Annotated in this window: 9 protein-coding genes; all 9 read right to left on the minus strand. The window is 54.1% G+C overall.

Translation table 11 applies throughout. From position 1 onward, the window contains the following. Positions 1–174: 174 nt before the first annotated feature. The 9 genes from BBD38_RS04270 to BBD38_RS14655 all read right to left on the minus strand — a co-directional run bounded on the left by BBD38_RS04270 (position 175) and on the right by BBD38_RS14655 (position 15122). Positions 175–1206: a zinc-binding dehydrogenase gene (locus tag BBD38_RS04270; RefSeq protein ID WP_066684970.1), complete on the minus strand. Its 1032-nt coding sequence runs from the start codon at positions 1204–1206 to the stop codon at positions 175–177. Between the two features lie 13 nt (positions 1207–1219). Beyond that, entirely contained in the window at positions 1220–1642 is a 423-nt protein-coding gene (locus tag BBD38_RS04275) for a cupin domain-containing protein (protein WP_066684972.1), read from the minus strand. 75 nt (positions 1643–1717) lie between these two features. Further along, the gene (locus BBD38_RS04280; protein ID WP_066520995.1) at positions 1718–2674 is read right to left on the minus strand and encodes an ABC transporter permease; all 957 of its coding nucleotides are present in this window, start codon (positions 2672–2674) and stop codon (positions 1718–1720) included. Next, complete coding sequence (locus BBD38_RS04285; protein WP_235829092.1) at positions 2637–4172, minus strand: sugar ABC transporter ATP-binding protein; 1536 nt, start codon at positions 4170–4172, stop codon at positions 2637–2639. Before BBD38_RS04285 ends, BBD38_RS04280 begins: the two co-directional genes overlap by 38 nt. A gap of 49 nt (positions 4173–4221) precedes the next feature. Continuing rightward, positions 4222–5544, minus strand: a complete 1323-nt coding sequence (locus tag BBD38_RS04290; protein ID WP_066684975.1) for a substrate-binding domain-containing protein — start codon at positions 5542–5544, stop codon at positions 4222–4224. Between the two features lie 342 nt (positions 5545–5886). Further along, positions 5887–7509 (minus strand): putative polysaccharide biosynthesis protein, encoded by a 1623-nt coding sequence (locus BBD38_RS04295; RefSeq protein WP_066520987.1) that lies wholly within the window; start codon positions 7507–7509, stop codon positions 5887–5889. Positions 7510–7625: 116 nt separating this feature from the next. Then, positions 7626–9500 (minus strand): putative bifunctional diguanylate cyclase/phosphodiesterase, encoded by a 1875-nt coding sequence (locus BBD38_RS04300; RefSeq protein WP_066684977.1) that lies wholly within the window; start codon positions 9498–9500, stop codon positions 7626–7628. A gap of 195 nt (positions 9501–9695) precedes the next feature. Next, positions 9696–10250, minus strand: coding sequence for a flavodoxin family protein (locus tag BBD38_RS04305; protein WP_066684979.1), 555 nt, complete (start codon positions 10248–10250; stop codon positions 9696–9698). A gap of 183 nt (positions 10251–10433) precedes the next feature. After that, positions 10434–15122, minus strand: coding sequence for an MBG domain-containing protein (locus tag BBD38_RS14655; protein WP_066684981.1), 4689 nt, complete (start codon positions 15120–15122; stop codon positions 10434–10436). Positions 15123–15155 lie beyond the last annotated feature (33 nt).

The raw sequence follows: 15155 nt of genomic DNA on the forward strand, positions 1-15155 counted from the left end.
TATACAACCTGAAAAAAATGGCCGGACGGCCGGATTGTGTTGTTTATTCAATTATAACATATTGTTTTCGGACTTCGAATTAAAATAAAGACGGCACGCCGGGGACGGGATAACAATGGTAAAAGCGCCTTTTTTGAAAAGGCGCTTTTACCCCGACCTAAGTAGAAAGGACCCCTATTCGTCCCAGACAAATACAACCTTCTGCGCGCCGTGGGAATCAAACACCCGGTAGGCTTCCTCCGCGTCTTCGATTCCATATTTGTGCGTGGCAAGCTTTTCGATTGGAACATTGTTTTCCAGGACAAAATCCACAATTTCTCCCCAATCGTTCTTATTGAACACCCAGCATCCCAGGATCGTCAGCCGTTTATGGATTACCTGCGCGCTCGGATCAAACGTGCAGCTTGAATTTTCGCCGATGATTCCCACCCGGCCAAGCGGGCGTACAACATTAAGGGCGGTATTTGCGCCGACCTCGTTTCCCGTGCATTCAATGGCGATATCCGCGCCGCGTCCGCGGGTGATTTCCAGCACCCGCTTTTCGACATCTTCCTCTTTTGGATTTATGGCATAGTCCGCGCCGATTCCGCGCGCAAAATCAAGCCGGCCCGAATCCACGTCCACAATGATGACCTTGCCGCCAAACGCTTTGGCCATCATCACACCGCCGCAGCCCATGGGGCCCGCGCCCACGATGACGACGTATTTCCCGCCTTTGACATCCAGGTTCCGGCACGCCGTATAAAGGCCGCCGCCCACATCCGTCAGCAGCGACGCGGCGACAAACGACATTTCGTCCGGTATTTTTAGGCAATTTGCGCCGGGCAGCACGATGTAGTCCGCGTGCGCGCCGTCGCGCTGGAAGCCGATGCAGCCAAACTGTTTGCACAACATCTCATCCCCGTGGAGGCAATATTCGCATTCCCCGCACCCGACAAACATGAACAGGCCGACCCGGTCGCCCGGTTTTACGTTTGTGACCTTGTCCCCGACCTTTTCAACGATCCCGCACGGTTCATGCCCGGGGGTGAAATTCGTGTTTGCGCTGTCGTCGTCAAAGCATGTGGTGCCGTGATACCTGTAAAGGTCGCTCCGGCAAAGCGCAGTCGCTTTCAGGCGTACGAGCGCATCGTTCGGCCCGACTTCCGGAACCGGAGTCTCGACAACCTCTATTTTTTCCTGTCCTACGATTTTAACCGCTTTCATTGCTTCCCCTCCGCTATTTATCGGTCTTTACGTCATAATACCCGCTATCGGGAATACTGTGCGCGCAAGTATAGACAAATACAAATTCCGCTTCCTCTTCAAACGGATTATTAACCCAGTGGGTCACATTTGGGGGCGTATAGGTAGACGAGCCTTCCGTACAGATTTCCTCTACATCGTTGCCGTTTTCGTCTACATAGCCGCTGGTCACTTGTCCGCGGATGACGTAAATGATTTCCGCGGAGCGCGTGTGGCCGTGGCGGCCGTGCATGGAATGCGGTGGGAATACGCAATGCCCGAAAACGCAGTGATGCTCGTTTTCTTCCACCGTATCGCCCGTAATCATATACTGGATTTCAAAACCGGGCATGAGCGCCGTTACCTCCGGGTCCTCCGGAAATTCCCTGTAGTTCCACATCCGTTTTTTCTCTTTCATTGTCTTTTCCTCCTTTAATTGTTTTATTTGGTTAGGCATGCACGGAACGGGCCATATTGCCCGAATCCGGCATGCTTATCTCTTCTGGAGCTTATTTGTGACCGCAATCGCAAGGATAATGATGATCCCTTTGAGGATCATCTGCACGCTTGAATCAAACCCGCAAAGCAGCAGCGCGTTATTGAGCATCCCCATAAGGATCGCCCCCACAAGCGCCCCCACCATGGAGCCTGTCCCGCCCGAGAGGCTTGCCCCTCCGAGGATTACGGCCGCAATGACCGACATTTCGTCCCCGTCGCCAAAGGTATAGCGGGCCGCCTGCATCCTGCCCGTGTATAATATGCCGGCAACCGCGGCGCACGCGCCGCTGATCATCATAATCAGTATTTTATAGCGGTCTACCTTGATTCCGGTAAATTTCGCGGCTGTTTCATTCCCGCCGATTGCAAGCGTCCTGACCCCGAACGAGGTGCGGTTCAGGACAATATAGCCTACGATCACAAACGCCGCCGTCCAGAAAATGAGCACCGGGACCGGGCCTACGTCCCCGCCGCCAAAGATGTAGTTAAACGCCGGGTTATTGGTCGGTACGGCCTGCGTATTCGTAACCCACATGGCTACGCCCTTGATAACGCCCATCATGCACATTGTCGCGAGAAACGCGGGCAGCTTGGCAAACGTAATCAGGAAGCCGTTGGCCCAGCCGACTCCCACGCCGACCGCAAGCCCGCCGACGATGCTCAGGGGGATATTCCCCGTATTTGTAAGGATCAGCGCCGTAATCAGCGAGGAAAGCGGAACGATGGAGCTGACGGAAAGGTCGATCATGCCCGCGCCGATCACGAACACGCCGCCCACCGCCATAATGCTGATTGTCGCCGTCTGCCGTATGATATTGAGGACGTTGCTTCCCGAAAGGAAGGTGGTCCCAAGGATCGCGCTGAAAATAATGAACATTACGGCAAAAATGATATAGACAATATATTTATTCCAATTAAACGACTTTTTGAGACTTGTACTGCTGGATTTCATTTTGAATTACCTCCTCGTTCTCGATCTCCTTGCCCGAAAGCTCCGCGCAAATTTTGCCCCGGTTCAGGATAAAAATCCTGTCGCATGCCGCAACCAGCTCCGATATTTCCGATGAAACAAATATTGCCGCGTTTCCCCCTGCTACGTATCCCCTGATAAAATCGATAAATTCGGTTTTCGCGCCAATATCAACCCCTATGGTCGGTTCGTCGAACATCACCAGCTTAGGCTGGGTGGAAAGCCATTTCGCGAATACAACCTTTTGCTGGTTTCCGCCGGACAGCTGGGAGATCATCTTGTGCACGCTGTCGGTTTTTATATTGTATTTTTGAACGTTTTCTTCAACAAGCGACCTGATTTTCGTACGGTCGAGCAATGCTTTTTTCCTGAGCCGGTCGAGAGACGGCAGGATCATGTTGGTTTCAAGCGAATGTCCGAGCACAAGCCCTTCCTCCCGCCTGTTTTCCGGGACGAGCGCCATCCCCGCGCCGATTGAAGCATCCACCCTGTTTAAGGGGACCTGCCTGCCATCGACCAGGATTTCACCGGACTCGGTATGCCGCAGGCCGAATATTCCTTCCAGTATTTCCGTCCTGCCGCTGTTCATAAGGCCCGCAAATCCTACGACCTCGCCTTCATAAACCTTGAAATCAATATTCCGTACCCATGAATTTACGGTAAGTCCTTTTATCTCGAGCACGCAGCGGTCATACCTGATATTTTCATAATTCACATTCGGTTTCAGGTCTTTTGCGTGTTCATCCAGCATATATTTAATGATCTCGGAAACGGTAAGCACTTCTGCCTGTTCCGTGATGATGCGCTGTCCATCCCGAAGGATTGTTACCTTATCCGCAATTTTCAGTATTTCATTCATCCTGTGCGATATATACACGATTGCCACGCCCTGCTCCTTCAGCTTCCTTACGATGCGGAACAGCGTTTCTACCTCTGTTTCCGAGAGCGAGGAGGTGGGTTCATCCATCACCAGGATTTTTGTTTCTTCCGAAAGCGCCTTTGCGATTTCTATGAGCTGCTGTTCCGCAACGCTTAAGGTTCCGACGATTGTTGCAGGGCTGATTTCAACGCCAAGGCTGTCGAGGATTTCCGCGGCTTTCCTGTTCATCTTCTTTAAGTCCAGCAGCCTTCCCCTGTTGCTGATTTCATGGTTCAGGAAAATATTCTGTGCGACGGTTATGGTGGGCACCAGGCTTAATTCCTGAAAAATCATCCTGACGCCATTTTTTGTGGCTTCGCTGTAATCCTTAAACCAAAGGGGCTTTCCATCGAGCTCCAGCGTTCCCGAATCATGCGTGTATACGCCTGTAATAATCTTCATCAACGTGCTTTTTCCTGCTCCGTTCCCGCCGACAAGCGCGTGTACCTCGCCTTCGTCTACCGAGAAATCCACATTATCGAGCACGGTAACTCCATTGAATGCTTTTGTAATATGGTTTGCTTTTAATAAGGGCGTTCCCATTCCAGTCTTCACCTCCATTTTTGGCTTTAGCGCCCGCCTTTGCGGGCGCTAAAGCCATGCAGTTAAATTACATCAGTTGCTGCAGCCAATCCGGAAGGGTATCGATCTGATAGAAAAGCTGATACGCATCCTTCAGGGACGCCGAATTTTCGCTGCCCTCTTTTGTAACGCCGAGGGCGGGAACCGTTACGTATTCGGGCGCATCCTTCCCAAGCAGGCCATAGCATGCGAGAAGCGCTTCCGTGCAGCCCTGGTCGTAGGGCCGCTGTGTGGAGATCGTGTTAATGATGCCGTCCCCGGCCGTCATGGAAGCGGTGGTGGTGCCCAGGCCCACGCAGTTTACGACCAGGTCGTCCCTGCCGACGGCCGACGCGGACGAAGCGATATATTCCGCGGGGACATCCCAGCTTCCGAAGATACCGTCGATATCCGGATATTGCGCGAGCATTGCGTCCGCTACCTCGCCGGCGAGCGTCGCATCCGCAAAGCCCATCTCCGTAACGATTTCAATATTGGGATATTTCAGCTTCATCCGGTCTACAAACCCGGCGCAATCGCGTGTCGTTACAAAGAAATCCGCGTCGTAATAGATCACCCCGACGGTTCCCTCGTAATTAAGCTCCTTAGCCATCAGGTCGGCGCAGATCATCCCGCAGCCATACCGGTCGGCGGCCACGATGGAGACATAATCCTTCCCGGCCGTCATATTGCTCGGGCAGTTGTCCATAAACACCAGCTTCACCCCCGCGTCGGCGGCCTTCTGGTATGCGACGGCCGTAGACGTTTCATCGACGGGGATACTGATGATAATATCCGGATTGAGCTCGAGGACGTTTTCAATATCCGATACCTGCTGTTCCGCGGAGAAACCGGCGTCCGTTACGGCCACAACCTCTACGCCGAGGTCTGTAAGCGTTTCCTCGATTCCCTTGCGCTGCATTACGTACCAGTCGTCCGTCGTATAGTGGAAGCAGATCGCCGCTTTATAGTTTCCGCTCCTGATTTGCTCCTTTTCCTCGTCCGTCAACGCTATTTCCGTCCAGGGGGTTGAGACCTCGCCTTTCGGCCCTTTCCCGACGACAACCGTCGACTCCGCCGTGCCAAACTGGTCGCCGTCTTCTCCGGCCGTCATAACCTGGCTTTCCACGGGACCGTCCCAGCCTTCAATTCCGGAAACGTCGCCTACGTCCGCCGAAGTGAGGATCGCCGGCGAGCTTTCGGTCCCGGCTTCCGCCGTATCCGTCGCGGCGGGCGTTTCCGTCTCCGTGCCCTGCCCGGCGGCGGCGCTTTCCGTTGCGGCGGGCGCACCGGCCCCGGCGCATGCGGTAAGCATAAAGGCGGCGAGCACAAAGCATACCAACATTGTCAAAAATCTTTTCCTTCTGTCCATAATATTTCTCTCCTTTTATTTTTTTGGGGAAGGCCTCCCCGAAACTGTGCTTTTTTAATTTACGAAAAAACGGATATCCTGTATTCCGGCATATTAACATTCCGCCTATGGGCGTCTCTTCCGGCAGTTGTTGTTATAAAACGAATTTTGTAAAACTTAGATTGTTGCAATAAAAAAAGTGCCCTTGTAAAAACAAAGGCACTCATAACCATGTTCGGTGATCCGAATCATCAACCATGAACGATCCGGACTCTATTCGATTAACTACAGTATAACATATCGTATTTTTTTGTCAAGAATTAACCCGGAAAATATTTATGCGGGCCGGTTCTTCCCGGCGAACTACCGCCATACATGGATTTTTTTCAGGACTCTCGTCAGCTTTTTCCCGCCGCGAATCTGTTCCAGCTCGCGCTCGTTTACTGCTTTCACAAGCACCAGCATGAAGAAATAAACCAGCAGTCCTACGACCGCGCATACGATCACGCCGACCGCATTGGAATACGGCGCGATCAGCGAATACACCAAATAGGCGACTGCCGCCATCACCGCCGTCGCGGCAATGGGTTTTAAGAGATGTTCCCCCCATTTGATCCGCACACCCGTATATTTTCGCACGTACAAATAGTTCATGACCGCGGCAATCACATAGCACATCACCGTTCCGATGACCGCGCCGTAGATGTTGATCTGCGGAATACTCATCAAAAACAGGCTCAGCCCAACCTTGACCACCGCGCCGACCGCAAGGGCGATGGGCGGCAGGTTTTGCTTGCCGATGCCCTGCAAAACGCCCGTCATGGTCTGCATGAAGGGCAGGAATACCGCGACCGAGCACATTGTCATCAAAAGCCCTGTCGCGAGCGCATGCTGTTCGGGCGTGGAGCTCGGATACAAAAACGAAAAAATCGGCGAGGCAAAAATGAAAAACGCGGCCGTCACGGGTACGCCTTCCAAAAACGCAAACTTGATGCCGTGCAGCACGTTCGCCCTGACGCGCTCATTGTCCTTTAGCTTGATCGCTTCGCTGATCGCGGGGACGACGCTCATTTGCAGCGCCTGCGAGACGATGGCCGCCAGGTTGATGATCGTGATAACGCCGCCCGAAAGCGTTCCATACATGCTGCGCACGGCGGTATCCGCATAGCCGATGGAGAACAGGCTGCGCGGGATGATGACGGAGTCAACAAACGAAACGATGGGCATGACCAGCCCCGCCACCGTGATTGGCAGCGCAAGCACGAGTACCTTGCCCAGCAGCGGCTTTACTTCCGCCCATGAAAGGCGGTGTTTATAGGCCGCCATCATATCCGTCGTCATTTGCCTCTTTTGCCTGCCATACGCGCCCATCGTATACAAAAGCGCGGCGGCTTCGGAAATCGATATTCCCAAAAGCGCGCCCATCGCGCCCAGTTCCATGCGTCCCGTCCACTTCAGGAGGAAATACGCGAGCGCGAGACCCGCGCCCACCTTGACGAACTGCTCGATGATCTGCGAAAGCGCGGTCGGCTTCATGTTCTGGAGGCCCTGGAAATAGCCGCGGTACGCGCACATTACGGAAACAAAGAACAGCGCAGGCGCAAGCGCCATCAGCGAATATTGCCCGCCCGGAAGCGCCTGGAGCCGCGTGATCGGCCCCGCGAGGCAGAACATGGCCACGGACGTGATCACACCGACGAGCACCAAAAAAGCGCGCGACGTTTTAAAAACGGCGTACGCCCCTTTATAATCCCCGGTGGTAACACGCTCGGAAACGAGCTTTGAAATCGCGATGGGAAGCCCCACCGTAGAAATGATGAGCAGGGCCGAATAGACCGGGAACGCCTGCTGGTAATAGCTCATCCCCTCGAGCGAGATGAAATCCGCAAGGACAATCCTGTAAAGCGCGCCGACGATTTTGACAATCACGCCGGCCGCGCCGAGGATCAATGTGCTTTTAATCAGGCTTTTCGTCGTATTGGACATACAAAACTCCAATCAAAATTCAATGTAATAGGCATGCCGGGCAAAAAGCAAACGCTCTTCCCCGGCATGCCTATTATTATACCACATCTTACAAAAATGAAAAGACGGTTAAATTTTTATTCGTTGCCTTCCGGCCCGGCGGATTCCTGCCCGTCAATCAGCGCTTCAAAATCCGCGACAGGCATGGGCCGGTAAAAATAAAAGCCCTGGACAAAATCGCAGCCTTCCGCCCGCAGGAAATCTACCTGGTCCTTATATTCTACCCCTTCGGCAACCGTTTTGATCTGCAGGGCACGCGCGATCGATATAATTCCCTTGAGCACGGTGTAGGTCCGGCTCTTTTCCGATTTGGCCCGGAAGAAAACCGCATCCAGCTTCAGGACGTCAATCGACAGGTCCTTTAATATTCCAAGGGAGGAATAGCCCGTTCCAAAATCATCCAGCGAGCAAAGGAAGCCGTGCCTGCGCATATGCTCTACATTCTGTATCATATAATCCTGGTTTTCAAAGGCGACCGATTCCGTGAATTCAATTTCCATCAGGCCGTCCGGGATTTTATAGCGGTCCTTGATTTTTGCATAGGTGGACACAAAATCCGAGTTGTAAAACTGGATACGGGAGACGTTTACTGAGATGGGAAGCACTTTAAGGCCGGCCGCAATGCGGTCGTGCAGCCAGATACAAATTTTTTCAAACACATACTGGTCGAGTGCGCCGATCACCTGGTGCTGCTCGAAAATAGGGATAAACGCATTTGGCGGCAGGACTCCCCTGCCGGGCATATCCCAGCGCACAAGCGCCTCCGCACGCTCGACCTGGCCGCTTTTGAGGCCCACCTTTGGCTGCAGGTACACCAGGAATTCGTTTTTTTGGAGCGCATCCTGCATCCTGCTTTTGATGGTTACTTCCTCGATCATCTTCTCCCGGATGCTCTCGTTATAAAACGCATAATGCCTTCCGCCCGAGGAATTTTTAACTGTTTTCTGCGCAAAATTCGCCCGGTCCAGCAGGGTCGCCATATCGCGCATGTCCCCGACGTCCTCCACGCAGCAGATTCCGTATACCAGGGTAATCATATATTTATTTTTGAGCGCGGTTGTCTGCTCGGTCAGGGCGTGCGCAATCCGCTCCTGCCGGTAGACCAGGTCTCCCTTTTCCTTGTAACGGTAAAGGGCCGCGAACTGGTCGGCCGTATTCCTGCCGAAAACCTCATTTCCGCCGAGGTCGTCCATTGCCAGCCGGGCATAAATCCGCAGGATATCGTCGCCGTACTCATAGCCAAAAACGTCGTTGACATATTTGAAATTTTCAAAATCGACGAAAACAACCGCAAACTTCTCCGCCGGGCTGCGGTCCATGACCGCCGCGGCCTCCTGCTTGAATTTCTCCATGTTATACGCGCCCGTAAGCTCATCCCGGAACGCCATATCTTCCAGCGTCTCGTTTTTACGCTTGAGGTCGAGCATTTTTTTGACATAGACTACGATTACAACGGCACACGCAACGATGCAGGCGGCCGTCATGATAAAAATCAGCTTGGATAAATCCGCCGTCTGCCGATTGGAATAATCTTCAATCGCAAATACGGTATCGTTGGCAACCTGGAACAGCTTTTCGCTTTCCGAAAGCAACGTCTCCGTATCCCCGCCGTTCCTGACTTTTTCTATTTCGTTTTTAACGACGGCCCATTGGCCCCCGAGATTGGACAAATCCGTTTGATATACGGTATCTGCCGGGATTACGAGGCCATACTGCCCCTTCCCCGTTCTCAGCTCGTCTATGATTCCGTCAATATAAGCAAGGAGCCCGTCATTGGGCAAGCGGTTGGTTTCGAGCTTAACCTCCCGCTGCGACGCCCCCCGCACAATGCCAACATAATTAATCAGCCTTCCGTAATTGCTGATATCCGAAACCAGCTTCACGGCAGACAGGCTGATTACGACAAGCAACGCACAAAGAATCAGGATCAAAAATTTTGCAGTCTTCTTCATACCGCCTACTCCCCTAGTATTCCCACCATTATATCACACTTTATTATATTATACTTTATTGGTTTTGTATTTTTTATAATATATACCCCGAAAATACCCTGTTTATATAAAAATTCCACGGTCTTCCTGAAAAAACCGTGGAATGGGAAGCATGCGTAAAATTTCGCCCGCCGCCGGATATACCGGACTTCCTGGCTAGATTTCCCTGCCGAATTCCTCCACCCGGCGAAGCGCATCCGTATTCAGGACGTCGTCGGCTTTTCCGAGGCCCCCCTGGACAATTACGCCCCGGTTATCCCAGCCAAGATAATCGCACATCAAACGGAACGCCTCCACCGCGGGCTTATATTCTATGTGCCCGGTTTCGAGTTCGCCGATCAGGATAAACGCCGCCTCCCTGATTGCCAGCGGCTTCGGGCCGCCGCTGCCGCCATAGGCGTACAGCCTGTCGATCGCGCCTTTGACCTGCGCGGGCAGGGCGCCCCAATAAAGCGGGGATACGAGCAGCAGTACATCGCTCGATTCATAATATGGCTCCAGCTTTTTAAAATCGTCTTCAATGACGCATGCCTCTCCCTTACTCCAGCACCGGTCACAGGCGGTGCAGCCCCCGATGTCCATGAAGGCGGCGTCAAAGCGGGTCACTTCGTTTCCTTTTTGCTGGGCCCCGGCTGTGAATGCCTGCGCAATTTTATCGCTGTTTCCATGCCGGCGCGGACTCGCGTTCAGCAGCATAATTTTCTTTCCCATAACAGCAGCCTCCTTTGGGATTTCCATTCTTCTTTTGCCTTAAGCCCAATATAGTACAATATACGGCATGATACAAGCATATTCTACTGAAAAGCATTCCTTTTTTATAAACAGAAACGGCGCGGCTGGCCGCCGCGCCGTTTCCATATCCGTTTTCCATCCCTTTTGGGCGATTTGTTTTATTTACGCATGCTCTGCATGAAGTTTGTCTTCGGGTTCTTCGTCTTCCTTGTCCTTGCGGCTCTTTTTCGTGAATACCGCGACCACAACCTGCACAACCGCGATCACCGCCATCAGCAGCGTCCATTGATCCGTCCAGACCATCGGGTTCCAGATATTCTCGGTCAGGATAAAGGCAACGATCGCAACGACCGTCGGGATGATGCTGAGCAGCCGCACGAGCCCCTTGCGCTTCAGCTTGCCTTCTTCTTCCTCTTCTTCCCTGCGCACCGTACGGGACTGCACCGTTTCATCTTCTTCCTCTTCCTTTTTCTTCTTTCCGAAGAAGTAGCCGATGAGCAGCACGATCATGATAATCCCCGTCGCTATTGCGAGCAGCAGGTTGAGGAGCGCCCATGACGCCTGTCCGATTCCGCCTGCAAGCGGCGTTGGATTATCTTCTATGGTAACCGGTTCCTGCCCCGTGCCGCCATCCGGGTTTCCGGCAAGCGGCGTCTGGTTATCCGGAATGGTCACCGTATCCGCCGGAGCCGCAGGCGCTGCGGGCGTCGTATCATCGACTGCCGCCGGAGCCGCAGGCGCTGTCGGTGCCGTGGGCGCTGTAGGCGTTGTAGGCGTCGTAGGCGTCGTAGGCGTTGTGGGCGTCGTGGGCGTCGTAGGCGTTGTGGGCGTTGTAGGCGTCGTGGGCGTCGTGGGCGTTGTAGGCGTCGTGGGCGTTGTGGGCGTCGTGGGTGCCGTAACCGCCGTAATGTTGAGCACCGCATCCAGCGTTTTAACGCTGTAATTTGGGTTGTCCCCCAGCGCGACACGGATGGCGTACGTTCCTACATCTTCCCCCGCATCACGGTTCAGCGCATAATTGAGCACATCATTTCCAACGAGTCCTTCAACTGTTGCCGTCAATACCGGATCGGCGGCGCCCGCCGTCTTTGTTTTGTCTTCCGCTGTGACGGTAGCAGGTTTCGGAGTTACCGTAAGGGCGCCCGCTACAAAGCTGATCTCGTAATTACCGGAGGCCAGGCCGCCCGGCGTAATGTCGTAATCGCCAACCGGCGACAACGCGCCTGCCGCGCAATCGTATGCCAGCGTGCCCGAAAGCACCGCTTCACTTTCGTCGTTTACCAGCCCGTCATAGGACACGGTGAATGCCGGGTTATCCTGCCCGTATACCTTGCTTTTATCATCTGCCGTAATGACGAGGCCTGCTTTGCCGATGCTCACGGTTACGGTCGTGACCGCGTCGTCGTAATTATCGGCATGGGCTTTCACGTAAACGGGATAGTCCCCCGCGTCCGTGAACCGCGGCATTTCGGGCGAATAGTTTACGCCGTCCGTGCTGTAGGTGATCGCCGCGCCTTCCACCGACGGGGGGAAGCCCGTGATTCCATCCTGAGCTGCTCCGTCGTAGGTTTCCCGGTACGGCGTCGCTTCCACCGTAAGCGCCGTGCTGTCGGCTATGGTCAGCTTGCCGTTTACATAGCTTACATTGTAATTCTTTGTTTCCAACGCGCCCGAAGGTACGATGTCGTACGGGCCAACCGGGGACGTTTCGTCCGCCGCGCAGTCAAGCGCCACAACAAGGCCGATCCCCTCTATGGAATCCGTTCCTTTAAGCCCGGACGGGGTGAAGCCGAACGCCGGGTTCGCTTTGCCGTACTCGCGCGTTTCATTGTTTGCCGTGATGGTAAGGCCTGCTTTGCCGATGCTCACCGTTACGGTCGTAACTGCGTCATCGTAATTATCGGCATGGGCTTTCACATAAACGGGATAACTTCCCGCGTCCGTAAACTGCGGCATTTCGGGCGAATAGTTTACGCCGTCCGTGCTGTAGGTGATCGCCGCGCCTTCCACCGACGGGGTGAAACCCGTGATTCCGCCATGAGCTGCTCCGTCGTAGGTTCCCTGGTACGGCGTCGCTTCCACCGTAAGCGCCGTGCTGTTGGTTATGGTCAGCTTGCCGTTTACATAGCTTACATTATAATTCTTTGTTTCCAACGCGCCCGAAGGAACGATGTCGTATGGGCCCACCGGGGACGTTTCGTCCGCCGCGCAGTCAAGCGCTACAGCAAGGCCGATCCCCTCTATGGAATCCGTTCCTTTCAGCCCGGACGAAGTGAAGCCGAACGCCGGGTTCGCTTTGCCGTACTCGCGCGTTTCATTGTTTGCCGTAATGACAAGGTTCTCCTTGCCGATGGTTGCGGTTACGGTCGTGACCGCGTCGTCGTAATTGTCGGCGTGTGCCTTCACGTAAACGGGATAACTTCCCGCGTCCGTGAACCGCGGCATTTCAGGCGAATAGTTTACGCCGTCCGTGCTGTAGGTGATCGCCGCGCCTTCCACCGACGGGGTGAAGCCCGTGATTCCGCCATGGGCTGCTCCGTCGTAGGTTCCGTGATACGGCGTCGCGCTGATTCCCAGCGTACCACTGTTGCGGATGGTCAGCGTGCCGTTTACATAGCTTACATTGTAATTCTTTGTTTCCAACGCGCCCGAAGGAACGATGTCGTACGGGCCCACCGTGGACGTTTCGTCCGCCGCGCAGTCAAGCGCCACCGCAAGGCCGATCCCCTCTACGGAATCCGTTCCTTTCAGCTCGGACGGGGTGAAGCCGAACGCCGGGTTCGCTTCGCCGTACTCGCGCGTTTCATTGTTTGCCGTGATGACAAGGCCTGCCTTGCCGATGACGGCGTTGACCTGCGTGATCGCCGGATTATAGTTCGGCGCTTCCGCTTTCACGTAAACGGGATAACTTCCCGCGTCCGTGAACTGCGGCATTTCAGGCGAATAGTTTACGCCGTCCGTGCTGTAGGTAATCGCCGCGCCTTCCACCGACGGGGTGGAGCCCGTGATTCCGTCATGAGCTGCTCCGTCGTAGGTTTCCCGGTACGGCGTCGCTTCCACCGTAAGCGCCGTGCTGTTGGTTATAGTCAGCGTGCCGTTTACATAGCTTACATTATAATTCTTTGTTTCCAACGCGCCCGTGGGTACGATATTGTACGGGCCAACCGGGGACGTTTCGTCCGCCGCGCAGTCAAGCGCCACAGCAAGGCCGATCCCCTCCACAGAATCCGTTCCTTTCAGCCCGGACGAAGTGAAGCCGAACGCCGGGTTCGCTTTGCCGTACTCGCGCGTTTCATTGTTTGCCGTAATGACAAGGTTCTCCTTGCCGATGGTCAGCGTTCCCGGAATATATATAACTTCATATTGGCCGGTTACGTTTTTACCGTTTGCATTTTTGATAACCGGGGCCTTTTTGGTAAACGTTACATTATAGGTTCCGGCATTCGTCCCGCTTCCCTGCGCCTGGACGCCGGTTATGGTCAGGCCTTCGGGTACGCCCGTATATCCGGTTACCGTTTGTACCGCGCCGTTATAGACTTTAGTATCGTCGCTGTTTGCCGTTAATGTGATTTTTGTGACCGGAACAATTTTTGCATATACGTCGAAGCTGGAGGAAACGCGTTCAAAGGAGGCGGAAACCACTTCCTTATCCGTCTTGGTACCGTCTTCCAGCAAATACCAGCCGTCGAACGCATAGCCCTCCGGAACATTGTAGGCATATTCCGTGACCGGGGCCTTATCTTCCACAGTTTTGGAATCGAGCAGCGAGGAACCGTCCGTATCATAGAACCGGACCGTATGCTCCACGGTTGTTTTATAAACCACGCCGTCTACATGGTAGCCGTCTGTGCCGTCGTACTTCACAACATACCAGCGCACCGCTTCGTTTTCGCCGACGAACCCCGAATAATCCGGGATATTCACCAGGTATTCCGCAACGCCGTCCCCGGAATTGTTATACACCGGGATTGGAGTAGATTTAAGAATCGTGCCCTTGCCGACCTTTTTATAATTCGCCGGCTTGTCCGGTTTTGCACTTCCGGGCGGGGTAAGGCCGTCTTTCAGGATATAATAGGTTGCGGGACGTGTTTCCACGGCTACCGTCGGGTCCGGGTTGATTTCCGGGAGCGAGGCCAGGCCAAACACCGCGTGGAAGGTCACATCGCTGTTTCCCATGATATAAGTATAGCCGCCGCGATAGAACCGTTCCGAAGCCACCAACTCCTGGTATTGATCGGACGTATTGACTATTTTATCCTTGTCGCTGGTGCTCCAGCCGATGAAAATATGCTTGCCGCTTTGGTCGTGCGTCGCCGTTTTATCGCCGTCCAGCACGGTTACTTTAACTCCCTGCGCATAGGTTTGGGAATCGCTGGGCGCGGTAAAATATCCGTCCGAATCATAGGTCACCGCATATTCCGCGGGCGCGGGGCCGCTTTGTCCCAGCAAATTCATCGCCGGGGGTTCCGCTCCGGCCGCAACGGCGGATTCCGTCGGGCCTGCTTCGTTTTGTGGTTCCTGCGTTTCCTGCGGCTCGGTCGGCTGCGGTTCTATGGTTTGTTCCGCCTCTGCTGTCGGTTCCGCAGACAATTCCGCCGTTGGTTCCGCGCTTTCGGATACGGACGGCTCTGCCGACTGCCCTGTCCCTGCCGCCGGGTCAACGGACGGCTCAATGGATGGTTCAACGGACGGTTCCGCATTTACCGCCGTTCCTGCCGCCGCGTCTTGTTCCGTAGCAAACGCTGAAATGTTAAGCGCCGATACGAAAAACACTACAGCCAGCGCAACCACCAGCATCTTTTTCCAATTAATTTTATATTTTTTCGACCTCTCTGACCTCTTTGCCCTCATCTTTGGCTCCTTTCCCATCGGTACACTGGCATG

Source organism: Christensenella intestinihominis (assembly GCF_001678845.1).
In the GTDB taxonomy this organism is placed as follows: domain Bacteria; phylum Bacillota; class Clostridia; order Christensenellales; family Christensenellaceae; genus Christensenella; species Christensenella intestinihominis.

What these genes read in the sequence shown, in the direction of transcription:
- BBD38_RS04295 (WP_066520987.1), bottom strand. Translation starts at nt 7,509, where the DNA reads ATGTCCAATACGACGAAAAGCCTGATTAAAAGCACATTGATCCTCGGC.
- BBD38_RS04305 (WP_066684979.1), bottom strand. Translation starts at nt 10,250, where the DNA reads ATGGGAAAGAAAATTATGCTGCTGAACGCGAGTCCGCGCCGGCATGGA.
- BBD38_RS04300 (WP_066684977.1), bottom strand. Translation starts at nt 9,500, where the DNA reads ATGAAGAAGACTGCAAAATTTTTGATCCTGATTCTTTGTGCGTTGCTT.
- BBD38_RS04270 (WP_066684970.1), bottom strand. Translation starts at nt 1,206, where the DNA reads ATGAAAGCGGTTAAAATCGTAGGACAGGAAAAAATAGAGGTTGTCGAG.
- BBD38_RS04275 (WP_066684972.1), bottom strand. Translation starts at nt 1,642, where the DNA reads ATGAAAGAGAAAAAACGGATGTGGAACTACAGGGAATTTCCGGAGGAC.
- BBD38_RS04280 (WP_066520995.1), bottom strand. Translation starts at nt 2,674, where the DNA reads ATGAAATCCAGCAGTACAAGTCTCAAAAAGTCGTTTAATTGGAATAAA.
- BBD38_RS04290 (WP_066684975.1), bottom strand. Translation starts at nt 5,544, where the DNA reads ATGGACAGAAGGAAAAGATTTTTGACAATGTTGGTATGCTTTGTGCTC.
- BBD38_RS14655 (WP_066684981.1), bottom strand. Translation starts at nt 15,122, where the DNA reads ATGAGGGCAAAGAGGTCAGAGAGGTCGAAAAAATATAAAATTAATTGG.
- BBD38_RS04285 (WP_235829092.1), bottom strand. Translation starts at nt 4,172, where the DNA reads ATGGAGGTGAAGACTGGAATGGGAACGCCCTTATTAAAAGCAAACCAT.